Genomic DNA, 24,041 nt, shown 5'->3' with positions numbered 1-24,041 from the left:
CCGTTCGACTCTATCCATGTATTACCGAACAGGCACAAAAAAGTTGCGGTTTTCACCGCATAAAACAGCGTTCAGCGCCATAACAGGCCTTCCCGCCAAATTCCCCTATGTAATGGCAATTTCCCCAACGTTTCTACATTAACAGTATTTATTGTACAACGGTCTGCATCATCCTGGCAAATCCATGGCTTCCATTGAAGCCCGACCAGTCATTATTATGCAGCCATTTTCTCGTCCATGACTTCAATTTGATCCCTTTTGTGAAGCCACTCTTATATTGGACGAACGAAGACCCAAAAAAGTTTAGGTGAAAAAGAAATAAATTTAAAATTTCAGAAGGATTTCGTTATAACATATTTTTTAAAAATGCACCAATCAACTTCACTTCACTTCACTTCACTTCACTTCACTTCACTTCACTTCACTTCACGAAGCATTCTCTAAGTTTTATACCCCTTTATGCAAGGATTATATTTCCTTAATTTACGAATGTTATAATTAATTTAAACAATTTTACTCAAAGTGTTGACAAAATGAAAACGTATACATATAATAAAAGTACAGTATGGTTTCTCTCCACTCCTATCCAATAACTGTATTGCTCCACGTGAGCAATGGCCGCTTATGTAAGCGGTCTTTTTTTTGCCCTTTTTTAGAGCATGTCCTGTAACAGTTAGTTTTCAACATAAAAAAAGAGGGCTTTCGCCCCCTTCCAAAAGCCTAAACCCACACTTGATACCCCAGGGAATCCAGCAACGTTTTGGCACGTTCCATTTCTTCTTCCTGCCTGAACGACAAACGCATAATACCCGGCACATCGACTCGGTTCTCAATAATCTCCATGTTGCTTAAGTTAATATCATTCGCCCCAAGCTCGGTGGCAATCTTGCCGATCATCCCCGGCGCATCCTGCACATCCGTATAAAGATCAAACAACGACGAGATCATGCCTTTCCGTCGTTCTGGCAGCACACTACGGAACTCGCGTGCCTGACGGAATGCATCCTCAATGCCCTCACCATTCTGTTGCTCCAGCATTTCGGTGAAAGCCGTCATCTGGCTATTCCAGTCCTTCAGCAAGCCCAGCAGCACCTCACGGTTGCTCAGCAGGATATCTCTCCAGACAATGGCGTCACTGGAGGCAATCCGAGTGATATCCCGGAACCCGCCTGCAGCCAGCATTTTGTACAAAGGGTTCGATTCATTATATTCACGCACCTGGTTCACCAGCGCAACTGCAATAACATGTGGCAAATGACTAATCGCTCCCACAATGTCATCATGAAGCAGCGGCTCTACACGGACAATTTGGGCACGGGTATACGCAAGTAGGTCAGATAACCTGTCGTATGCTTCCTCAGGTACTTGTTCTGAAGGGGTCAAGACATAGTATGCATTCTCGAATAACACAGCCGAGGCTGCATCCACCCCTGCACGCTCAGATCCGGCCATTGGATGACCGCCGATAAAGTATGCATCACGCATGCGGACCTGCTCAGCACAGGCTGCGATGGACGCTTTGGTGCTTCCCACATCCGTAATAATACATCCTGGTTTCAGAGGAAGCTTAACCAATTGTTCAAGATAGGATTCAAGCATCCCAACAGGTACGCACAAAAAAATAAAGTCGGCATCCTGCACCGCTTCCTCCAGAGAGAGCGTAGCATCATCCACTACACCACTCGCTATGTACTTGTCCTTCAGTTCAGGTAGGTGAGCGTAGCCCATTACCGTAACACCAGGCTTGTCTTTGAAGCAAAGCGCCAGTGATCCGCCGATGAGCCCTACACCGATCATTGCAATTTTTAATTTCATGGGTCCTCACTCTTTTCATCGCCAGATTTAAGGGCGTGCTACCGCCTTCTCAGCCAGCGTGTTCTCCAGTGCCGTGACAAAAGCACGGTTCTGTTCTGTTGTTCCAACGGACACACGAATATATGTTGGATATACATGGAATCCAGGACGAACAATGATGCCTTGTTTCAACAGGGACTGGAACGCCGTTGCGGAAGGCATGTCCAGATCAACCATGATGAAGTTCCCCTGCGATGGGAAAAACGGCAGCTTTAGCCGCGTGAATTCATTCTGCAGGTAATCACGCTCTATCGCATTTTTTTCCGCGCACACTTGGACAAAAGCCTGATCCTCAAGCGCAGCCTTCGCCGCAGCCTGACCGAAACGTGATGTGTTGAACGGTTCACGCACACGGTTGATCAGATCGATCACTTCCGGGCGTGCAATACCGTATCCAATACGCAGTGAAGCCAGGCCATAGATTTTGGAGAATGTCCGCAAAATGACTAGGTTAGGATAACGCTCAATCATAGGGACACTTTGTGGGTACGCCTCATCCGTTACAAATTCATAATAAGCTTCATCCAGCACAACCATAACATGGGATGGTACACGGTCCATAAATGCAGTCAATTCCTGCTCAGAGATGATTGTACCCGTTGGATTATTGGGGTTACAAACCCAGACCGCTTTGGTCTTGTCATTGATTTGTGCCAGCATGGAAGTCAGGTCATGAGTTCCATCTTTAAGGGGTACTTCAATGCTCACAGCACCCTCGATATCAGCATTGCTTTTGTATACAGAGAACGTCTGGTCAGCCATGATGTTCTCATCTCCCGGGAGGAAAAATGCACGAGTGATCAGCGCAATGATCTCATCCGATCCACAACCAAAAATCAGATTACTCGGCTCCACACCGAGATGATTTGCCAGCACTTCAGTCAGTTCGGTTGAACTGCCATCCGGATATATGCTGACATTGACCAATTCTCTGGTGATCGCTTCAAGTGCAGCAGGAGAGCTTCCATATGGATTTTCGTTGGAGGCCAGCTTGATCACTTGCTCCAAACCCAGTTCACGTTTTACTTCTTCAATCGGTTTGCCCGGTTTATATACAGGCAGATTGACAATCTGGGACTTCGGTTTCAACCCGACCGCCTCCTGTTTTTAAAATAGTTATGGACATGCATCAGTATGAACTGAGCATGCCCCGGGGATGTAACATCATTTAATCCCTATCCTTTTAATTGTGCCACAAAGTTGCGAATTTGCAACAGTCCTGCCTGACGAGTAGCCGGGTTTCCAAGAAGAGGGATGGCTTCCTCCACCTGGCGAACGATAGCACTGCCTACGACAACGCCGTCACAAATCCGGGAAAAACGAGCTACCTGCTCGTGACTGGAAATGCCGAAGCCAACAGCGACCGGAAGATCTGTCAGACTCTTTACAGTTTCAATGAAGCTCTCTACCCCATCGAAAAAGGAAGCTCTCTCTCCCGTAACACCCAGAGAAGAGACACAATAGATAAAACCACGCGCTCCCGTGACAATACGCTCGATTCTTGCGTTGGACGTAGGGGCTACGAGCGGAACCAGATGCACACCTGCAGCATCCGCACGGCGTCGCATATCCTCTGCTTCCTCAATCGGAAGATCCGGGATGATCATGCCGCTGATCTCATGTTTGACCAACTCGTCAAAAAACACATCCAGTCCCGTCTGTAACACCGGATTATAGTAGGTAAACAGCACAAAAGGAAGTTTCACACCCGCGGCACGAGCTCTTGCTGCGGTTTCCATACAAGTCCGAATCGTGATCTGACTTTTCAATGCACGCTCAGAAGCACGCTGGATTACCGGTCCATCCGCTAGAGGATCAGAATAGGGGACTCCGAGTTCCAAAATGTCCGCCCCGGCCTGTTCCAATTCCTTAATGATTTCCACCGTCGTATCCACATCCGGATCTCCAACCGTAAGGAATGGAATAAGTGCTGTACGGTTCTGTTCTTTCAGTTGCCGGAAGGTTTGGTCCATCAGGTTCATGCCAAGTCCCCTCCTGTATATTTCATAATCGATTCAACGTCTTTGTCACCACGACCGGAAAGACAGATCACAACGATATCATCAGCGCTGAGTTCAGGCGCAAGCTTGACGACCTGCGCAACAGCATGGGCTGACTCCAAGGCGGGGATAATGCCTTCTGTTCGGCTTAGCAACTGCAGAGCATCCAATGCCTCCTGATCCGTAATCGGGACGTATTTTGCCCGTTCAATATCTTTAAGATAAGAATGCTCAGGACCAACACCCGGATAATCAAGTCCCGCCGAAATGGAATGGGCTGGCTGAACCTGTCCATATTCATCTTGCAGCAGATAACTCATTGAGCCCTGGAATACACCATGTGTCCCTTTACTCATCGTAGCCGCATGGAACTCGGTGTCCACCCCTTTACCTGCTGCTTCAACGCCTACAAGCTTCACATCCTGATCGCCAATAAAAGGATAGAACATGCCGATGGCATTACTTCCGCCGCCTACAGCTGCAACAATCACATCTGGCAGACGTCCTTCAATCTCCTGAATCTGACGACGCGTCTCATCACCAATCACTCGCTGGAAGTTACGCACCATCATTGGATACGGATGAGGGCCTACTACCGATCCAAGCACGTAAAAGGTATCCTCCACATGACTAACCCAGTAGCGAAGCGCCTCGTTACCTGCATCTTTCAATGTCCGTGTTCCAGATGTCACCGGAATGACTTCTGCTCCTAGCAGCTTCATGCGAAATACGTTCAATTGTTGTCGCTGTGTATCTTCTTCGCCCATAAACACTTTGCAATCAAGACCCAGCAAAGCAGCAACTGTTGCCGTGGCAACGCCATGCTGACCTGCACCGGTTTCGGCAATGACTTTCTTTTTCCCCATCCGTTTAGCCAGCAATCCCTGTCCAATAGCGTTATTGATCTTGTGCGCTCCTGTATGGTTCAGGTCTTCACGTTTTAGATAAATTTTGGGTCCTCCCAAGCGGCGGGACAGTTGCTCTGCATGGTATAGAGGCGTTTCCCGTCCAGAATACTCGCTTAGCAGATAATTCAGTTCCTTATTGAATTCCTCGTCTTCGGAGAAGTGGCTGTACGCTTCCTCCAGTTCGATCAGAGCGTTCATTAGTGTCTCAGGTACAAAGCGGCCTCCGAAGGGACCGAAACGCCCGTGTTGATCCGGCAATTGATGTGTCATGCCTGCTTCACCCTTTCTACAAATGCTGTTATTTTCGCAATGTCTTTCACACCTTCGGACTCTACGCCGCTGGATACATCGACGCCGTCCGGTGCATATGTCTGTATCAGTTGTTGCACATTATCCGGTTGTAACCCCCCTGCCACGAACAACGCGATTCCATGTTTTCTTGCCCATTCGGCATAGAAAGGAATTCGTTCCCATGCAAAGGTTTTACCGGAGCCCCCACCGTAGAGAGGATCAAACGTATCGAGCAATATGGCGTCCACCAGATTTTTATATGGATCAAGTGCCATCAAGGCAGTATCGTCAGCTAATGAACCTGTTTCATCCTTGGGAAAAGAGAAGGCCTTGAACACTTCGGTCCCGAAGCGTTTCTTCACCTGTTCACAAAATTCCGGCGATTCCTGTCCATGCAGTTGAATGACATCCAGGAGTGAAATCTTCATGATGCTCTCCAGCTCTTCGAGCGTGGGATTCACAAAAACACCTGCCAGCTTCGGCCGATCGAACTTCGTCCAGTCCAAGAGAACCGTTCTCAGCTCGGCACCCTGTTCAGGCGTAATACGACGACGGGATGGGGCAAAGACAACACCAATGTAATCCACAGGCAAGTTTATCATCGATTTTAGCACTTCAACGTCCTGAAGTCCACATATTTTTACAGCCGCTGCCGGCCGGTTTCGCAGATCTACCTCTCTGCTGCTTGCGCCGTCATGATTGAATGCATTCATGCTTTTGGTCCCATCAGTTCGTATACCGCAGCCTCAACATCGTCCTTACGCATCAGATGCTCCCCAACAAGAATACCGTGTACACCTGCCTCAATAAGAGATTCCAATGGCTGAGGGCCGTCAATTCCACTTTCGCTGATTAATGTCACACCATCCGGTATCAGGTCCATCAAATCCAGCGTAGTGTTCAGACTGGTTTCGAACGTTTTCAGATTGCGGTTGTTGATGCCTACAAGTGTTGCCTGCGGAATATCGAGTACTTGCTCCAGTTCGGCACGGTCATGAACTTCAATTAAGGCATCAAGCCCCAAACTTTTGGCAAACGTCAGATATTGACGCATCTGTTCAGGTGTCAGAATGCTTGCAATTAGCAAAACCGCGTCCGCTCCAAGCAGCCTTGCCTCGGCAATCTGTCGTTCATCTATAATAAAATCCTTACGCAGCAGCGGGATGTTCACAGCCTGATGAATGGCCTGCAAGTATTCGCTATTTCCCTGGAAATAAGAAACATCAGTCAATACCGATATACAATCCGCTCCAGCCCGTTCGTATGCGGAAGCAATTTCTACCGGATGAAAATCAGAACGAATCAGTCCTTTGGATGGAGATGCCTTCTTCACTTCAGCAATTAGCCCCAGCTTACGGTTACGTCTCTCGGATAAGGCACGCTCGAATCCACGCGTATGAGGTAATGCCTCTATCTTTTTCAGCGCATCGTCCATCTGAAATGTTTGTGCGAGAACTTCAACTTCTTTATGTTTGGTTGCTACGATTCGATCAAGATACATGACTGTACGCCTCCGTTGTATGAATTAACTGTTCCAACTTCTTGGCAGCCTTGCCAGAGTCTACAGCTTCTGTCGCCATCAACACACCTTCTGCAATGGTATTTGCTAGACCGGATACATAGATGCATGCCCCGGCATTTAACAGCACGACATCGCGGTATGCGCTTCGTTCTCCCTGGAAGATCCTTTTAATAATTTCGGCATTCTGAGCCGCATCTCCTCCAAGAACCGATTCCAGTGGATGTAACGATAATCCCATATCACGTGGATCAATGTCATACGTATGCACTTCACCATTGCGCAGCTCGGATACCTGGGTCGGTGCGGAGATGCTGATTTCATCCAAACCATCATGGCTGGCTACGACCAAAGCTCTTTTCAGTCCCAGACGATTCAGCACTTCTGCAATCATCGGTGTCCGGCTGCGGTCATACAGGCCAAGCAATTGGCGATCCGCACCGGCAGGGTTAGTTAACGGTCCAAGCATATTAAAGATTGTACGTACACCCAGCTCTTTTCTTGGTGCAGCTGCATGTTTCATGGAAGGATGATACACCTGAGCAAAACAGAAACAGATTCCGATCTCATCGAGACATTGTCTCGCCTGCTCTCCGTCCAGATGAATATTCACGCCCAAAGCTTCAAGTACATCCGCACTGCCCGCCTTACCTGAGGCAGAGCGATTGCCATGTTTCGCGACCCGGACAGACACTGCAGAAGCAATGATAGCCGATGCCGTTGAGATGTTGAACTTATGAATACCTGAACCCCCTGTTCCACAGGTGTCCAGCAGTCCATTGCCGTCAGTCAGAATCCTTCCGCCCTGCCCACGCATGGCTTCGGCAAACCCAGTGATTTCATCCACCGTTTCCCCCTTCATCCGCAAGCCCATAAGCAAACCTCCGATTTGAGCCGGAGTGGCTTCACCTCTCATGATGGAGTACATCAAATCGCGTGCTTCCGCTTGATCCAGATGGCTGCCCTCCAAAATTTTGGCAAGGCCATTCTTCATGCCTTCCGCATGACTAACTTCAGTTGCAAATCGCTCGAATTCTTCATTCATGACTGGGTTCATATTCATTTCCGGTCTCTCCTCTCTCAGTTTTGTGCAGCCGTGGCTGGGGTAACAAAATAATCGGCGTTGGCAAGTTTCAACGTGTGATCCTTCTCTTTGGCTGGAAACATCGCTTCTGCTGTACGAATCGCCTTCAGCAACGCTTTGGCTTTATTTACGGTTTCTTCATATTCATTCTCAGGCACCGAATCCCATACGATTCCGGCTCCGGCCTGCACATACGCTTTTCCTTTTTTGAAAATAATCGTTCGGATCGTAATACAAGAGTCCATGTTTCCCGAGAATCCAAGATAACCGATAGCACCTGCGTAAGCACCCCGTGCTTCTTTTTCCAGTTCTGCGATGATCTCCATCGCACGCAGCTTCGGCGCACCGGATACCGTGCCCGCTGGCAAGCATGAAAGAAATGCATCAAAGAAATCCTTGTCATCTCTAAGCTCACCTGTAACGTTAGACACCATGTGCATGACGTGAGAATATCGTTCAATTTCCATGAACATGTCACATTTCACACTTCCGAAGGTAGATACACGTCCCAGATCATTACGTCCCAGATCGACAAGCATCAGATGTTCTGCACGTTCCTTCTCATCCTGCAATAGATCTGCGGCCAAGGCACGATCTTCTGCTTCCGTAGCTCCTCTTGGGCGAGTTCCCGCAATTGGTCGTGTCTCTACGCGGTTTCCATCCACTTTTACCAACGCTTCCGGTGATGTCCCAACAATAATCTCATCGTCCATTTTCAGATAATACATGTAGGGTGATGGATTCAACGTCCGAAGCACGCGATATACGTGCAGCGGAGAAACTTCGGTATCAATATGGAAACGCTGGGATAATACCACTTGAAAAATATCTCCTGCCCGAATGTACTCTTTGGCCTGCTCTACATTCCCGATAAACTGTTCCTTCGTCAGATTGGATCGAATATCCCCCAGTTCCACGTCTCCTGGAATGGAACGCGGGTTCAGATTCTCCCCAGGTCCTTGCTGCTGCAAGCGTTCAGCGGCTTGTTCCAGCTTCTCAGAAGTTAAAGCATATGCTTGGCGGATATCGTCATCCGTTGCACCATCTTTCACGTGCACATTGCCCACGAGCAGCATCTGCTGCTTCACATGGTCAAACACGATAATCTGGTCACAGAACATGAAGCGAATATCATCCATTTTCAGATCATCCAGCGCGTGGGCCGGGAGCTTTTCATAATATTGCAGCAGATCGTATCCAAAGAAACCAATCGCCCCACCTGTAAATGGCGGCAGTTCATCATCCTTCGGACTACGATACTTACGCAACAGCGCTTTGAGTTCTTCAATCGGTTTGCCTGGAAGCTCTCGAATCTGTCCCGCTTCTTCTACCACAATCCGGCCTTTTTTGGCCGAGATCATCAGGAACGGATCTGTACCGATGAAGGAATATCTCGCCCATTGAATACCACCCTCCACACTTTCCAGCAGAAATGCCCGGTCGTTGTCAGCATAACGGCGAAAAATCCGAATCGGGGTCTCCATATCAGCTAGAATCCGTTTGACTACCGGAATCAGATTATATTCATTCGACATTTTCAGTACTTGATTAACGTTTGGCGTTATCATTAGATCACGTCCTTTCAGATTAGGTAGAAGAAAAAGTAATATATACAACAAAAAAACCTCTACCATCAGGTAGAGGTTTGGTTATAAGCTGTTTCAACAAGTTGTTGCTTCATAAATAACAAGTCCCTATACATTCATCCTTACCGAATTATCACACAGGTTGTTGTATAGATGCATCATACATCCATCAAATACAAAGGAAATGTATCGGCATACACGAATCTCATCCATGGCATTCATACTTTCATAAAACCATGAGGATATCGGTCGTGTTATACCAAAACAAAACGATGTCGCTAAACACGCTTGCTTTCCTTCATCCTGTATCAAATAATCCCGTAGCACGACGTACCGCGAATCAGTTGACCGGCTTCTGTTGCTCCGGTTACCACCCGCTGGACTCTGCTATATACTCCACTCAGCTCAGCTGCTCTCAGCTCAATCTCTTCTCTACTCAACTGGTTCTCACTATACAACATTCCGAATGGTTTGACAACCACTCTAATCTTACGAATTGGAAGGTGCCGCCAAATCGGGCCGTAGAGACTGTGCACCGTTAAGATACACATGGTTGATTTCATTCTGACCTTTTGCTGTATTAACGTGTACCATAAAACGAATGCACTGTGGCAAGGCACCTTCAACTGGAACTTCCAGCGCACACATCAAGGGAACAAGCTCCCAGCCATCCAACTGGCGGATGGCCTTTGCCGGGAAAGCTGCATCCAGATCTCCAGTCATCGTAATCCACACACTGCAAATATCTTCGGGTGTGATCTCGTTACGATCCACGATTTCCTGCAATAGTACAGCCGTTTCTTTCAAAATATGCTCTTCGTTGTTATGCGTGACCGTTGTGGCCCCGCGAATTCCCCGAGTAACCATGCTTTTAATCTCCCTTCTTAAGTAATTCAATGACGTCACGCACTGCCGTTACCGGTACATCCTTCACAATTCTGGCAGCACCGATCCGGTCAGGAATAATGAAGACCATATGACCCTCACGAAACTTTTTGTCGTGCATCATCGCATCCATTAATGCATCCGTATCCAGATGTTCGGGCATCGTCACCGGTAGTCGCAGTGAACGCAGCATGCGAACCGTATCGTCATATAGCCCTGCTGGGGCTCCCAATTTCTCGCCAAGTAATGCGGAGCCCGCCATACCAATCGAGATGGCTTCACCATGCAGAAATTCGCCGTAACCGGCAATCGCTTCAATAGCATGACCAATGGTATGACCCAGGTTTAACAATGCACGTTCACCATTCTCACGTTCGTCTCGAGATACAATCTCTGCCTTGATGCTACATCCTCGTTCCAAACCATATTCCAGAGCTTCAGGATCAAGAGCAAGCAGATCCTCCGCATGCTCCTCACACCAATATGCAAAAGCTCCGTCCCGAATCAGTCCATGCTTCAGCATCTCTGACAAACCAGCCGAGACATCGCGGGGCGGCAAAGATTGGAGCGTATCCACATCATAGAGCACCAGCTCTGGCTGATGGAATGCACCGATCATATTTTTAGCCAGTGGATGATTGACAGCCACCTTGCCGCCAACACTGCTGTCATGCGCGAGGATCGTCGTAGGCACTTGTACAAACTTGATTCCACGCATATATGTAGCAGCGACAAAGCCAGCCAGATCCCCCACTACACCGCCGCCTAGAGCAACAATAGCCGAGCTGCGATCCAGTTTGCCTTCAATGGCGATAGTCATCATATCCTGATATACCGAAAGGGATTTCGATGTTTCACCAGATGGAACAACTGCGGAGACGACTGTAAAACCAGCCGTACGCAGCGTTTGCTCCAGATCGGACAAGTATTTGGGGGCTACATGCTCATCAGTAATAATGAGTAGCGGGCTTTTTTTGGTTAAGCCATATTGCTCAAAATATTGAGGCGCTTGAGCCAACAGGCCGCTGCCAATCAGAATTGGATAAGAGCGCTCCTCCAACTGCACTGTCAGCTGGCGCATCTTAGTAATTCTCCAGTTGATTATTGTAGTTGGCAAAGTTCGCGCGGATTTCCTCCATGGAGTCTCCGCCAAATTTCTCAAGGAAAGCTTTTGCAATTTCCCAGGCTACTACATGCTCCATAACGACACTAGCTGCCGGAACAGCACATGCATCAGAACGCTCAACCTGAGCTGTAAATGCTTCTTTGGTATCGATATCCACACTTTGGAGCGGTTTGTACAACGTAGGAATAGGTTTCATAACCCCACGCACTACGACGGGCATGCCGTTCGTCATTCCACCCTCGAATCCGCCCAGACGGTTGGTAGCTCGGTGGTAACCACGCTCTTCACTATGAACGATCTCATCATGCACCTGAGAACCACGAATCGTTCCGGCTTCGAACCCGATTCCAATTTCCACACCCTTGAATGCGTTAATGGACATGACACCCTGTGCAATTCGTGCATCCAGTTTGCGGTCATATTGTACGTGGCTCCCGAGACCTACAGGCACACCTTCAACGATACATTCCACGATTCCACCGATGGAGTCGCCTTCCTGCTTGATCTGGTCGATGTAGGCTTCCATCTTCTTCTCGGTTTCTGCATCGGTCACACGTACGGAGGAGGCTTCTGTCACTGCGATCAGTTCATCGATCGGCAGATCTTGATAAGGAGCTTCAATTTCTCCGATACGCAATACACGTCCAGCGACTTTGATTCCGAATTCAGCCAGGAATTGACGTGCAATAGCACCACAAGCTACACGCACCGTAGTTTCACGGGCACTGGAACGTTCCAGTACATTACGCAAATCTTTCAGGTTATATTTGAGTCCGCCATTCAGATCGGCATGGCCTGGACGCGGACGATGAACGCGGCGTTTCTCTTCGTCACTGCCTTCAATCGGCTCAATATTCATAATATTCTGCCAGTGTTTCCAGTCATTATTTTGTACAACCAGTGCTACGGGAGCACCCGTTGTATATCCGTGACGGATACCACCAACGAAATTGGCTTGATCCTTCTCAATTTGCATGCGACGTCCACGACCATAGCCCTTCTGGCGGCGGTGAAGCTGAAAATTCAGCTCTTCAAAGTCAATATTCAGATTGCTTGGCAGGCCTTCAATAATTGCGGTTAATTGGGGTCCGTGCGTCTCCCCTGCGGTTAAATAGCGTAAACTCATAATACGTTCCCCCTTTAAACTGTTAAACTTCACATTGCTAAAATCCCATAATTTCTTTGCTTATTATAGTATAGCTGACCGGCTTTGACAAGAAAGCCAGTCGTTTGTTGTCCTAAAATGGATTGAACTCGATTGGGGATTGATTGAGATTCCGACGTGTCAGAGAAATATCCATTCATCCATTATGAAAATAACCGTCTGGACACATATACATGTGCGCACCAGACGGTTATGAAATCAATTGAACTTATTTTTTGCGATAAAAGAATGTTTCCGCTGTCTCGAGGCCATATTGTCCAGGGGAAAAAATCTGTTCCGTACTGCCTACAAACAAAATACCACCTGGACGCAAACTGGTTGCAAACTTTTGATACAACAGGTTTTTGGCTTCCTCGGTAAAATAGATCATGACATTTCGGCACACAATCAGATCATACCCCTCGTCAAAACGATCCAACAACAGATTTTGCTTCATGAATTTGACCGAGCTTTTCAATTGTTCATCAATACGATACACCAAGCCATCCTGCTTGAAGTAACGGTTAGCCGTTTCCTTCGGTACATCTTTGAGCGAGCGTTCCATATAACGCCCTTCCTTAGCTTTGGCGAGAGCACCTTCATCCAGGTCACTTGCCGTAATGGAGCTTCCCTTGAGAATGCCCATCGTATCCAGGATCATCGCCAAAGTGTATGGTTCTTCGCCTGTGGAACAAGCGGCACTCCACACTTTAACGCCCCGTTTCGAACCCAGCAATTCGGGCAGGATTTCATCACGCAGCACCTCCCAGCGATTCGGGTTACGCCAAAATTCCGAGACGTTAATGGTCATGCGATCCAGAAACTCAAAGAACAGGGACTTGTCCTTCTGCATGGCATCAAAAAAGTTAGAAAACGTATGAAATCCGTTTTTGTTACGAAGTGTGGTCAGCCTTCTTTTCATCTGGCCTTCCTTGTATTGAGCAAGATCAATGCCTGTGCTCTCTTTAATTTTCCGAATAAATCCGGAATAATCCGGGTCTAGTAATTGTTCCTGCTCCAGCATCGTATCACCCTTCTGGCTAAAAAATTACAACCAGGCTGCGATGCTCTTGTCGTACGTTACCAGCTCATCCGGAGCAAAGAAGTTTGCTGCTTCACGAGAGGCACTTTCCGGTGAATCTGCCCCATGAATCAGATTATGCGGTGTGTGGCTGGCGAAATCTCCGCGAATCGTACCCGGAGCCGCTTCCTTCACATTGGTTTTCCCGATGACGATGCGCGCAAGCGCCACGATATCGTCGCCTTCCCACACCATAGCAAATACAGGTCCAGATGTGATAAAACGAACCAAATCATCGAAGAACGGTTTCCCCTCATGTTCAGCATAATGGCGTTTGGCCTGATCTTCAGACATCTGCACCAGCTTGCCTGCCACCAACTTAAATCCTTTGTCTTCCAGACGGCTAACGATACGCCCTATCAAACCACGCTGCACACCATCCGGCTTCACCATCAAAAATGTACGATCCATCGGCTCACTCCTCACTCACGGTTCAAAGTTATTTCATTATGTAAACGTAATCTCTTTGATTGTAACATACATGTCCAAATCCTCCCAATGAGGAATATCACACGAACGTTAATTTTTTGTGAGAACATATACACAAGGACCTTCATTCATAAAAGATGCCCCGTCCATATTATAGTGTAATCAAACATATTAATGCGTACGTTTGACCACAAAATGAGCGATATCCCGCAGGTTTTTGGTGGTCTTGATGTTAGGCAGTTGATCCAGAGCATCGAGCGCTTTCTTCATATATCGGTCAGCCAGGGCTTCTGCTTTAGCAATTCCTTGACTTTGGCGAATCATTCCTATGGCATCCGATGCACTCGCCCGTCCCTCCTCGTGTTGGATGCGGGTTATCTCCTCCAACAAAGGTTCACGCAAATCGGGCTCCTGCAATGCATACAGTACAGGCAGCGTAATATTTCCCTGCTTCATATCACTGCCTGGAGGTTTGCCCAGTTGTTTCTCGGTACCAACCAGATCAAGTACATCGTCCTGAATCTGGAACGCCATACCCACATTGTAACCGTAGGTGTACAGCAACGAAGATTCATGTTCCGGTGCACGCGTAGCCAAAGCCCCCAACTGGCAACTCACTGCAATTAGAAGAGCCGTTTTGCGACGAATTCGCAAGAGATAGTTACGTACACTTTGTCCTGTATTGAAAAAGTCACGAATTTGTTCCATCTCACCGATGGACATCTGCACCATCGCTTTGGCCAAAATACGGTGTATCGCCGGATCGGACAGACCCGCAGTCATTTCAAGTGCCTTGCCGTAAATATAATCTCCGGTGTACATGGCAATCCGATTATCCCATTTGGACTTCACGGTTGGTTTACCTCGCCGTGTCGCGGCATTGTCAATAACATCATCGTGAACCAGAGAAGCCGAATGAATCAGTTCCAACGGAACCGCTACAAGCTTCAGACGTTCAATGTCGTATGTACCGAATTTCCCACCGAGTAACACAAATACCGGCCGCAACCGCTTACCTCCTGCCTTGAGCAGGTGAAGTGACGTTTCGCTCAGCAGCTTCTGTTCTCCCTGAACACTGCGATAGAGCTCTTTTTCAATGTAGTCCATGTCTTTTTTTAACAACCCGAAAATATCCAATAGTTTCATTCGTTCACCCGTGTCAGCGTATTGTCAGTCCATAAATCCATGCTTACCTTCCCCTCCAGCAAGTCGGGCCTGCAGGCATAACGAAAAACCAGGGCTTGCCTTTCCTGCTTGTATTCTTCTAAGACGTGCTGCTCTTCTTCGAATGTCAAGGCCGACATCCGGGAATTAAACTCTGCGACTTGTTCTGAAACATAATTACAGAAGCTGCCGGAGCATGGGTCAAGGCTGTGGTCACATCCAAACATCACCATCAGCGCTCACCAATACCCCGGGATTCAGGGATGGTCAAGAAATCCCTACACTTCATCAGCAGATCAATGTGTAAGGAACTCCACCTATCCCCGTTCATCCGGTTCTCCCCACCTTCTAAACAGTTGATGTGGGATGCGCAGGCTATCGAGCACTTTACCCACCAGGAATAGAATCAACTCGTCCATCGTCTGGGGTTTGTAATAAAAAGCGGGCATGGCCGGTATCATTCGGACACCGAGCCTGGAGAGCTTCAGCATATTCTCCAGATGAATCGCATGCAGCGGCGTCTCGCGCGGCACCAGAATCAGTGTTCTTGCCTCTTTCATCATGACATCGGCAGCCCGGGACATCAGATTGTCCGACGTCCCTTGTGCGATGGATGAAAGAGTACCCATGGAGCATGGCATGATAATCATACCTTCGGCCAGGAAAGAACCACTTGCGATGGAGGCACCAATATCACTAACGGGATGATAGATCAAGGAACCCGCCCGACCGCTGAATTTTTCTTCCAGTACACGGTCCCGGTTCGTAACATCCCAGTCCATTTCTTCTTTCAATACACGCCAGCCAGCATTGGATATGACCAAATGCACGGTGTATTCTAGGTCAAGCAGCGTTTCTATTAATCTGATGCCATATATACTTCCACTGGCCCCGGTAATTCCGACAACAAGTCGTTTATTGTCCGGTTGCTGCATGTTTATTTCACCGCCAGATCAATTAAAGTAAACGTAAATACAACTAGGCTCAGCACACTGTTCATCGTGAAGAACGCAGTTTGTACTCGGCTCATGTCATTTGGTGATACGATATAGTGCTCATAGAAAAGAATACCATAAGTAATCAGCATCCCTGCACCATACCACCAGCTCAGATCTGTCATCAATAACAATGCTAGAAAACCAACCGCTGTAATCACGTGAAAAACCTTGGCAATCTGCAATGATTTGTTAAGACCGAAACGGGAAGGTATAGAATGAAGGCCCTCTCCCTGATCGAACTCCAGATCCTGACATGCATAGATGATATCAAAGCCTGCAGTCCAGAACACAATCGTAACGTACAGCACAACTGCTGTCCAATCCATCGTACCCGTTACAGCTACCCAACCTCCCAGCGGAGCCAGACCGATAGTCATCCCAAGAACGATGTGGCATAGCCAAGTGAAACGTTTGGTATATGAATATAATACCAGCATAAATACAGCTATTGGCAACAGCTGCATGGATAACACATTAAGGTTGGATGAGGCCCAGAACAAGAGTACAAATGACAATACGATAAAGATAACAACCTCACCGTTTTTCAACAAACCAGCGGGAATTGCTCTCATCGCGGTACGTGGATTTTTCTTGTCTATCGCCTGGTCAATCATACGGTTCAAGCCAAAAGCTGCGCTCCGTGCACCAATCATGGCCAGTAGTACCCATACAATCTGCATCCAGGTCGGGAATGTATCATTTACTACCATGGAACCGAGGATGGCTCCCATAAATGCAAAAGGTAAAGCAAAAAGCGTATGTTCAATCTTGATCATTTCTAAAAAGATGCGAATTTTCCTAAACATGCTGATTCTCCTTGGTTCCAATATGCAGTGCCGCGATGCCTCCGGTTAGAGGATAGGCCTGCACTTGCTGCAATCCGGTTTCTGCGAAAATGTCGGCCAGTTCCTTCCTTCCTGGAAAAAGTGCCAGTGAGTCAGGCAGCCATTTATACTGCTCGTAACGTTTGGCAAACAATTTGGCAAGGTTCGGTAACACTTGTTCAAAATAAAAATAATAAATGCCTTTAAACGGTTGCCATGTTGGTTTGGATAATTCCAGACACACCACCATGCCGCCCGGTTTCACTACACGCTTCATCTCCGACAGAACCTGTCTTAGATCCGGTACATTACGCAGTCCAAATCCAATGGTGACATAATCAAATGAATTGTCTTCAAATGGAAGTGACATCGCATTGCCCTGTACCAGCGTGATTTGTTTTTGTCGATTTACAGCGTTAACCTTGGTTTGTCCAACCTCCAGCATATTGCTGCTGAAATCGAGTCCGTGCATGTGACCCGTTTCACTTGCTTCTGCCATCGCGAGCGTCCAGTCACAAGTGCCGCAGCACAAATCGAGCCCGGTATCGCCTTTGGACATATTCATCTTCTTCATGGTGAATTTACGCCAAGCTTTGTGCCTGCGGAAACTCAGAATGTCATTCATAACATCATATTTCCCGGCTATACTCTGAAAAACCGAATGGACAAATTCTTCTTTCGGTTTGGTCTCTCCGCTCCCCATTCGTCTGTCTCCCCCTCAATCTTCCCTAACTGCCGCATGTGAAGGCTGCAAATACGTCAGGTAAGGCTCCAGGATTGCATCGAACTCATTCAGGCCCAGTTGATCTTCCTCGTCTTGCAGCAACAGTTGTATACGGCGTGTACACTCACGAAGCTTGTCCAGCAACAAATCGCCAATCCGATACTTCAGCACCATGCCGCTCCATGCTCTTGTATCCGGCTCAGGCTGACGCAGCAAATTTCGCTCGTCGTCATTGCCATACTCGTATATATGCCAGAAGGCATAACTGTGATAAAAGTTCTGTTCGTCATTCATCCGCCGCAGCTCTTCCATAATCGCTTCGCAGCAGCTGAATTCGGCCAGCAGGTTGTTCCATAACGACGCTTCGTTATCGTTGATCATGCCTGTAAAAGAAAGAAACAGCTGCATCTTCAGCTGTATTGTTTCACGCAAGTATTCTTCAGCCGAAACGAGAAGCTTTTTCATCCGTTCATACAGCGTCATTTTGCGTGCATTCACTTCGGATACAGCACCACTAAGTTTGCCGATCATTTCAATTTTGCCTGCATGGGCAAGCAACTGATAGAAACGGCTACTGAAATAATCTCCGGCAAGCACGTTCAGCTGGCGTGAACGCATCTCCAGTTCTCTACGCTCTCCAGAGATCGTATCGATTCGATCATGCGTATCCATGGCCAACTGAACGAGCGAGGTTGCGAGAGCGTATAGCTCATCATGCACCTTTTCATCTGTGCGGCCCACAAATACCTGCAGCAGACGAGCCCGGCTATCCGGAAATGATGGGATTTCCGTATGTTGTCGAATCATGTCGTAATCCGTATATTTCTTTGCTAGTTGGGGTACGCGATATGAATTCATTCTCAGCCTCCGAGCATTTGCATTGTTAAACCTTTTCTGCACTACAATCTTATATATTATAGCATATGTTTATCGGGCACGCACTGAATCCTGCTATTCTATTACCCCTGACTTGACATTTCGAATTGCTTCTTCCAAAGTTCGGTCTCCATCATGTGAAACCAGTCCTTCAATTCATCGGAGAGGATCGGGCTATTCCAGTCTCGAAGCGTTTCGATCGCATACATCGGCCACTCCCCACGCCGAATATCGGCAGCGAGCAGCAAATGCCTTTTATGAAGCCATTCGTCCTCAGCCATTACACGCAGCATCACCTGATCCACGTTATCCAGGCTTCGAAAGCCAAGATCAGCCACAGCAGCCATATTACCATAGATTTCGGTGTAACTTGTGTCGGTTCCGGTAACCTTTAGGTCAAGCGTCAAAATGGATCGTTTCCATTCCACTCTGGCAATCGGTGTGGAAAGTTTCAAGGTGCTCAGCACGTCCACCAGATTGTCTTCCGTTAGCTGGACTGGATGCCTCGCGGCAGAAACGGGTTGTACGTTTTCAGCGCCCAAGGTACGCATATGTAAGGTTTGTATGGCAACAAGCAGAAGGACCGCCGCAACCGTTGCCAGCAGTGAAGCAGTCACGATCATCCGCGGTTTCATAAATGCCTCCCTGCCCTTACCTGTTAGTGTAGTCTGTCCGGTAAAGGCTCATACCTCATTGTACAATGAAAAAAAGCAGGCTATGCCTGCAATTTTCATTATTCCGATTGAATCTGTCCATGCTTGGTGATCAGCGTGGCTTTTCCACGGATTTTAATGGCGGAAGTATGATTGGTAAATTGGGCAAACATGACTTCTCCCTTATCCAGCTTCTCCGTATGGTGGAAACGGGTATCCTGACCTCGGGTTAAGCCAATGACTTGGACACCATTTTCTTCCGCCTTAATGACGATATAATCACTGCCGGTTGGATGATCCATCACGCACATCCCCTCTCCTTGTTCAATAGCGTTAATGATGATAAAGATTGTTTCATTTGTCAACCAGCCCTTATATGAATAGTGCGCAATAATCTGTTACCGCCTGGTCATACTACAAGTTATCGAGCCCCAGAAAGGAGAGTCACATTGAAGTACACCCCCGCAGACCTGACAGACGAGCACATTCACCAGTTAAAAGAAATTGAACAGCATCTGTCTTCAGCTGCCGGAGAAGAACTCATTCTGATTGCCTATGCACAGCAGCCGGATGAGCCAGAGCCTTTGGACAGCAGGAAGAAAGATGATTAAAGGACAAAAGAAAAGGCCGTGAACGAGTCACGGTCTTTTTGTCGACATATGGAATATGTAGAAATCTTATTTAATTCCGTCTTTGAGCGCTTTACCTGGTTTGAATGCAGGGATTTTGCTCGCAGGAATTTCGATTTCTTCACCTGTTTGCGGGTTGCGTCCTTTACGTGCAGAGCGCTCGCGAACTTCGAAGTTCCCAAAACCAACCAATTGTACTTTGTCTCCGCTTTGAAGAGCCTCAGAGATTGCTTCGAATACGGCATCAACCGCTTTCGTTACATCCTTTTTGGACAATTCAGTCGCTTCGGACACGTGTGTAATCAAGTCTGATTTGTTCATTTGTTTTTTCACCTCCTGAATCAATGTCCTGAATGTTATACTGTGTTTCCGTTTTATAGGGAAATATACGTTCATACACAAAAAATCTACGTACATCTTGAGCGTGATGAACACAAATCTCCGCCTGCGGTCAACAGTCATTTCTGGCATAATGCCGCCTGAAACCAAGGGTGTTCCAGACGCCGAACAAATTTTATACTAATACAGACAGCACACAATTTCAAGTGCGGTTGCGGTTTAACACGTAAAATGTAACCGCCAGGGCAAGCACGAGCACCCCACCTTTTACAATATCATGCGTGAAATATTGAACATTCATCATCGTTAAACCGTTCACCAGTACACCAATTAGAACGGAGCCAATGAATGTTCCAATGACGTTCGGCTTGCCTGCACCAAATACGGAGAAACCGACAAACACAGCAGCTACGGATTCCATTAACAACGGAGAACCCGCATCAATTTGTCCTGATCCTACTTTGGAGGCGTAGATAATACCACCGATTGCAGCAAACACTCCAGCAGCTACATAGGCGAGTGTACGCACCTTTTTTACCTTGATGCCGGATAGACGTGCAGCTTCCTCATTACCTCCAGTAACGTACATCTGGCGCCCATACTTCGTATAGGTCAAAAAGATATGCACACCGATCACCGCAATGAGCAGCAGAATAACCGAAATCGGCATTCCCAGCCATTTTCCCTGCCCAAGCTGCAGGAATGTGGGGTCCATCTCTCCGGCTGCCTTGCTTCCGTCAGGGAATTGCATATGGTTATAGATCGTGTAGCCTTGAGCATACGTTTTGTGAATTCCACCAATGATGTACATCGTGGCAAGTGTAGCCAGCAGATCCGGGATACGGAGTTTCACGATCAGCAAGGCATTGAGCCAACCAATTAAAGCCCCAATGATTAGAGGGACAATAATGACAACGGCCAGCGGCTGCTGGTACCAAATCATTAACGAAGCAGTAACGACAGTGGTTAACGAGACAGTTGCCCCCACCGAGAGGTCAAATCCATCTACAATGAGAGATAAGGTAACACCGATAGCCACAAATGTCACGATGGAGATAGAACCCAAAATATCAGTCAAGTTACTGTACGTAAAGAAATAAGGCAATTTAATACCGAAAAATGCAATAACACCAATAATAACGATAATCGCACCATAACGGAACGCAAAATCTAATGATTTATCCTTCATGCTTCCACCTCTTGTCCACCGCTTGCGTAGTATAGCAGCTGTTCTTGGTTAGTCTCGCCTCGTTTAAATTCTTTTACGATAGTCCCTTCACACATAATTGCGATCCGGTCACCGATACCCAATCCTTCATCCAATTCACATGTAAAATAGATCACGGCTTTGCCAGCCAAAGCCAGTTCGTTAATGATGCGAAAAATGTCACTTTTGGCGCCGATATCGACTCCTTTTGTCGGCTCATCAAAGATAAAGACGTCTGCGTCCGCATTCAGCCATTTACCGATGGCTACCTTTTGCTGGTTGCCGCCGCTTAAATACTTCACTTCCTGACGCACTGACGATGTCTTAATACCCAGCTGCTGCACCAAAGATTCCGCATTCTCCCGCTCGCGCTTTCGGCTTACAAAGCCTAATTTGCTGAGACGTCCAAGCAAGGGAAGGCTCAAATTCCGCTCCACATTTTCCTCAATCAGAATCCCCTGTTTCCGCCGTTCCTCAGGCACTGAGACAATGCCCAGAGCCGCGGCGTCAGCAGGTTGGGAAAGGTGAAGTTCACGATTATTAAGTCGAATCTCTCCACTCTCTAGCCGATCTGCACCTATCAACAAGCGGGAGCATTCCGTTTTCCCCGCACCTACAAGTCCCACCACAGCAAGCACTTCCCCACGACGAACAGACAGATCCACACCCTTGACCCGGACTCCACGCCGAAGTCCCCGTGCTTCCAGCAGCACTTCACCTACCGGTGCTTCTGTCTTGGGGAACTCTTCCTCAAACGGTTTTCCGAGCATCTGCGTCACCAGATCATTGATCGTAAGCTCCTGTGCCTCACCCGTAAACACATGTTGTCCATCTCTCATAACGGTAACGCGGTCACAGTGACTTGTAACTTCCGGAAGACGGTGAGTAATGAAAATACATGCCACTCCGCGTTCTTTCAACAAATGTACAATTCGGAAAAAAGCATCCGTTTCTTCCTGGCTCAGCGGCGCAGTCGGTTCGTCAAAAATAATGACCTTGGCATCCTGAATCAGGATACGCGCAAGTAGTATCATCTGCTTCTCCGCGAGGGTCAGGTCAGCTACTTTTTTGTGCACGGATATGCTCGCTCCCAACTGCTGCAGAGCTTCAGCTGCACGCTGTTGCAGTTTCCGCGGACTTTTCCACCAACCTCCGGCAGGCGATGCCAATTGATCCAGCATAATGTTCTCGGCAGCTGTCAATTGGGGTACCAGTGCAGCATCCACCTCCTGGTAGACACAGTGAATACCACTTGCTTTGGCATCTCCTGGTGAATTCAGATGAAGAGTTTGCCCACTTAACCGGATGGTACCCTGATCCAATTGATAGGCACCAGACAGAATTTTCATCAAAGTGCTCTTACCGGCACCATTCGCACCAAGCAGCGCATGAATTTCCCCACCTTTTACAGAGAACTTAACATCTTTCAGTGCCGGAATGCCTGCGAACTGCTTGTGGACATGTTCCATTTGAAGCAGAATCGGTGCAGTACTCATGAGACAAACCTCCAATCGCTCCCCTCTGGGAGTATCACTTTTCTCAAGTCGTTTTATTTTCATCATGGTTAGAAAAAACGCGCCTTGCGGCGCGCCTCGTTACGCTGCTTTATTTAGCAGTAACTCCGTATTCTGACATCCAATCCTTGATTCCCTGTGTACTTCCTCCCCAGCCCTCAACGTACTCGGAAAGCTCTGAAGTGGAGATTTGTTTGTCAGGCAGCGCATCACGCTGTACATACACCGGATTAAGAACCACTTGATCCTCTGTCTCATCCCCATTCAGCTTCTGGTACGCATAACGAACCTGAACACGCCCAATGTCTGTAGGATCAACGGCAGCAGAAGCCACCCAAGGGTTTTTCGGATCCTGGATCATCTGCAAATCTTCATCACTCATGTCAATACCGTATACCTTAATCTCCTCACGTCCTGCTTGCTGAATAGCACGCGCTGCACCTTTGGCGAACTCATCCCATGCAGTCCATACCGCTGTAATTTCACCTTTTGGATATTGTTTCAGAATCGCTTCCATTTTGGCTTGTGTATCCAGCGCCGGATTCTGTGCTGAACCAAATGTTGCAATCTCCTTGATGTCTGGGTTCTCTTTCAAGAACTTGCCATAAGCAACCTGACGACGTTCCATTGGCGCAAAGCCAGCCACCCATACTTTTACAATGTTGCCTTGTCCATTAATATCTTTTTTCATTTGCTCCAGCGTAAGCTCAGCCATCTTCTGATCATCCTGGGACAACACTGTTGCTCCCGGAACACTAATGTCTGCATCGAACACAACAACCGGAATGTTTTGTTCTACTGCTTTTTTCACCCCAGGCTCCAGCAAGGAATCCCCGTGATCCGTCAGAATTGCATCGAACTTCTGGTTAATTGCACTATCGAGCAACGATACCATTTTGGCTTTATCATTATCGGCGACAAACGTAGTCAGTTCTCCACCGAATTTTTCAATTTCTTCTTTAACCCCTTGCACATATTGCTGCGAGAACGTACCTGTGTTAAATTCCATAATCAATGCAATGCGTTTTCCACTGAGTGGACCTGTTACTGCTTCGGTTTGAGGCTTGTCCTCTGTCGTGCCAGAAGCTGTAGTTGAAGCAGGCTCTTTTTTAATTCCGCAAGCGGACAGCGCCAATGTAAATACAAGCAGCACACTCAACCATACCCATTTTGAATCTTTCCTTCTCATCTCTTTCTCCCCCTGTT

The 24,041-nt window shown here is 47.6% G+C and carries 26 protein-coding genes; 1 reads left to right on the top strand and 25 read right to left on the bottom strand.

What is annotated here, in order from left to right; translation table 11 throughout:
• Positions 1–720 precede the first annotated feature (720 nt).
• The 21 genes from P5G61_RS11330 to mtrB form a co-directional block, all read right to left on the bottom strand.
• On the bottom strand, positions 721–1,815 hold the full coding sequence (locus P5G61_RS11330) for a prephenate dehydrogenase (RefSeq protein ID WP_301246494.1): 1,095 nt from the start codon (positions 1,813–1,815) through the stop codon (positions 721–723).
• 27 nt (positions 1,816–1,842) lie between these two features.
• Positions 1,843–2,943, bottom strand: a complete 1,101-nt coding sequence (gene hisC / locus P5G61_RS11325) for a histidinol-phosphate transaminase (protein ID WP_301246492.1) — start codon at positions 2,941–2,943, stop codon at positions 1,843–1,845.
• Positions 2,944–3,029: 86 nt separating this feature from the next.
• The gene (gene trpA / locus P5G61_RS11320; RefSeq protein ID WP_301246490.1) at positions 3,030–3,836 is read right to left on the bottom strand and encodes a tryptophan synthase subunit alpha; all 807 of its coding nucleotides are present in this window, start codon (positions 3,834–3,836) and stop codon (positions 3,030–3,032) included.
• Entirely contained in the window at positions 3,833–5,032 is a 1,200-nt protein-coding gene (gene trpB / locus P5G61_RS11315; RefSeq protein WP_301246488.1) for a tryptophan synthase subunit beta, read from the bottom strand. The genes trpA and trpB overlap by 4 nt, the downstream gene beginning before the upstream one ends.
• On the bottom strand, positions 5,029–5,766 hold the full coding sequence (locus P5G61_RS11310; protein ID WP_301246486.1) for a phosphoribosylanthranilate isomerase: 738 nt from the start codon (positions 5,764–5,766) through the stop codon (positions 5,029–5,031). Before P5G61_RS11310 ends, trpB begins: the two co-directional genes overlap by 4 nt.
• Complete coding sequence (gene trpC / locus P5G61_RS11305; RefSeq protein WP_301246485.1) at positions 5,763–6,554, bottom strand: indole-3-glycerol phosphate synthase TrpC; 792 nt, start codon at positions 6,552–6,554, stop codon at positions 5,763–5,765. Before trpC ends, P5G61_RS11310 begins: the two co-directional genes overlap by 4 nt.
• Positions 6,544–7,566, bottom strand: a complete 1,023-nt coding sequence (gene trpD / locus P5G61_RS11300; protein WP_435874141.1) for an anthranilate phosphoribosyltransferase — start codon at positions 7,564–7,566, stop codon at positions 6,544–6,546. Before trpD ends, trpC begins: the two co-directional genes overlap by 11 nt.
• Before the next feature lie 86 nt (positions 7,567–7,652).
• Entirely contained in the window at positions 7,653–9,224 is a 1,572-nt protein-coding gene (gene trpE / locus P5G61_RS11295) for an anthranilate synthase component I (RefSeq protein ID WP_301246484.1), read from the bottom strand.
• A gap of 326 nt (positions 9,225–9,550) precedes the next feature.
• Positions 9,551–9,703 carry a hypothetical protein gene (locus P5G61_RS11290; RefSeq protein ID WP_301246483.1) on the bottom strand — a complete coding sequence of 51 codons (153 nt, stop codon included), beginning with the start codon at positions 9,701–9,703 and terminating at the stop codon, positions 9,551–9,553.
• A gap of 28 nt (positions 9,704–9,731) precedes the next feature.
• On the bottom strand, positions 9,732–10,109 hold the full coding sequence (aroH, locus tag P5G61_RS11285; RefSeq protein ID WP_024630657.1) for a chorismate mutase: 378 nt from the start codon (positions 10,107–10,109) through the stop codon (positions 9,732–9,734).
• A gap of 4 nt (positions 10,110–10,113) precedes the next feature.
• A complete protein-coding gene (gene aroB, locus P5G61_RS11280) occupies positions 10,114–11,208 on the bottom strand; it encodes a 3-dehydroquinate synthase (protein ID WP_301246481.1) in 1,095 nt (364 codons plus the stop codon).
• Position 11,209: 1 nt separating this feature from the next.
• Positions 11,210–12,379, bottom strand: coding sequence for a chorismate synthase (gene aroC / locus P5G61_RS11275; RefSeq protein WP_094938624.1), 1,170 nt, complete (start codon positions 12,377–12,379; stop codon positions 11,210–11,212).
• Positions 12,380–12,626: 247 nt separating this feature from the next.
• Positions 12,627–13,421 carry a CheR family methyltransferase gene (locus P5G61_RS11270; protein WP_301246480.1) on the bottom strand — a complete coding sequence of 265 codons (795 nt, stop codon included), beginning with the start codon at positions 13,419–13,421 and terminating at the stop codon, positions 12,627–12,629.
• 24 nt (positions 13,422–13,445) lie between these two features.
• On the bottom strand, positions 13,446–13,889 hold the full coding sequence (ndk, locus tag P5G61_RS11265; protein WP_024630661.1) for a nucleoside-diphosphate kinase: 444 nt from the start codon (positions 13,887–13,889) through the stop codon (positions 13,446–13,448).
• Between the two features lie 189 nt (positions 13,890–14,078).
• Positions 14,079–15,053: a polyprenyl synthetase family protein gene (locus P5G61_RS11260; RefSeq protein WP_301246479.1), complete on the bottom strand. Its 975-nt coding sequence runs from the start codon at positions 15,051–15,053 to the stop codon at positions 14,079–14,081.
• A 335-nt stretch (positions 15,054–15,388) separates the two neighbouring features.
• Positions 15,389–16,006, bottom strand: coding sequence for a UbiX family flavin prenyltransferase (locus tag P5G61_RS11255; RefSeq protein ID WP_301246478.1), 618 nt, complete (start codon positions 16,004–16,006; stop codon positions 15,389–15,391).
• Positions 16,007–16,008: 2 nt separating this feature from the next.
• Positions 16,009–16,875 (bottom strand): UbiA-like polyprenyltransferase, encoded by an 867-nt coding sequence (locus P5G61_RS11250; protein WP_024630665.1) that lies wholly within the window; start codon positions 16,873–16,875, stop codon positions 16,009–16,011.
• Positions 16,868–17,596, bottom strand: a complete 729-nt coding sequence (locus P5G61_RS11245) for a demethylmenaquinone methyltransferase (protein ID WP_024630666.1) — start codon at positions 17,594–17,596, stop codon at positions 16,868–16,870. The genes P5G61_RS11250 and P5G61_RS11245 overlap by 8 nt, the downstream gene beginning before the upstream one ends.
• Positions 17,597–17,611: 15 nt before the next feature.
• Positions 17,612–18,475, bottom strand: coding sequence for a heptaprenyl diphosphate synthase component 1 (locus P5G61_RS11240; protein ID WP_301246477.1), 864 nt, complete (start codon positions 18,473–18,475; stop codon positions 17,612–17,614).
• Between the two features lie 101 nt (positions 18,476–18,576).
• On the bottom strand, positions 18,577–19,128 hold the full coding sequence (locus tag P5G61_RS11235; RefSeq protein WP_301246475.1) for a hypothetical protein: 552 nt from the start codon (positions 19,126–19,128) through the stop codon (positions 18,577–18,579).
• 98 nt (positions 19,129–19,226) lie between these two features.
• Positions 19,227–19,448, bottom strand: coding sequence for a trp RNA-binding attenuation protein MtrB (gene mtrB / locus P5G61_RS11230; protein ID WP_024630669.1), 222 nt, complete (start codon positions 19,446–19,448; stop codon positions 19,227–19,229).
• A 147-nt stretch (positions 19,449–19,595) separates the two neighbouring features.
• On the opposite strand from mtrB, the gene P5G61_RS11225 reads away from it, so the two are divergent.
• Entirely contained in the window at positions 19,596–19,757 is a 162-nt protein-coding gene (locus P5G61_RS11225; protein ID WP_161634208.1) for a hypothetical protein, read from the top strand.
• 66 nt (positions 19,758–19,823) lie between these two features.
• Here the strand turns inward: P5G61_RS11225 and P5G61_RS11220 are convergent, their stop codons facing one another.
• From P5G61_RS11220 to P5G61_RS11205, 4 genes are all read right to left on the bottom strand, one after another.
• On the bottom strand, positions 19,824–20,096 hold the full coding sequence (locus P5G61_RS11220) for an HU family DNA-binding protein (protein WP_024630670.1): 273 nt from the start codon (positions 20,094–20,096) through the stop codon (positions 19,824–19,826).
• A 220-nt stretch (positions 20,097–20,316) separates the two neighbouring features.
• On the bottom strand, positions 20,317–21,303 hold the full coding sequence (locus P5G61_RS11215; RefSeq protein WP_301246474.1) for an ABC transporter permease: 987 nt from the start codon (positions 21,301–21,303) through the stop codon (positions 20,317–20,319).
• A complete protein-coding gene (locus tag P5G61_RS11210) occupies positions 21,300–22,817 on the bottom strand; it encodes a sugar ABC transporter ATP-binding protein (protein ID WP_301246473.1) in 1,518 nt (505 codons plus the stop codon). The genes P5G61_RS11215 and P5G61_RS11210 overlap by 4 nt, the downstream gene beginning before the upstream one ends.
• Positions 22,818–22,926: 109 nt before the next feature.
• On the bottom strand, positions 22,927–24,024 hold the full coding sequence (locus P5G61_RS11205; protein WP_301246471.1) for a sugar ABC transporter substrate-binding protein: 1,098 nt from the start codon (positions 24,022–24,024) through the stop codon (positions 22,927–22,929).
• Between the last annotated feature and the right edge of the window lie 17 nt (positions 24,025–24,041).

This window comes from Paenibacillus vandeheii (assembly GCF_030433635.1).
Classification (GTDB): domain Bacteria; phylum Bacillota; class Bacilli; order Paenibacillales; family Paenibacillaceae; genus Paenibacillus; species Paenibacillus vandeheii.
Note: the sequence above shows the minus strand (reverse complement) of the source record. Positions and strands in the feature narration are given on the sequence as shown.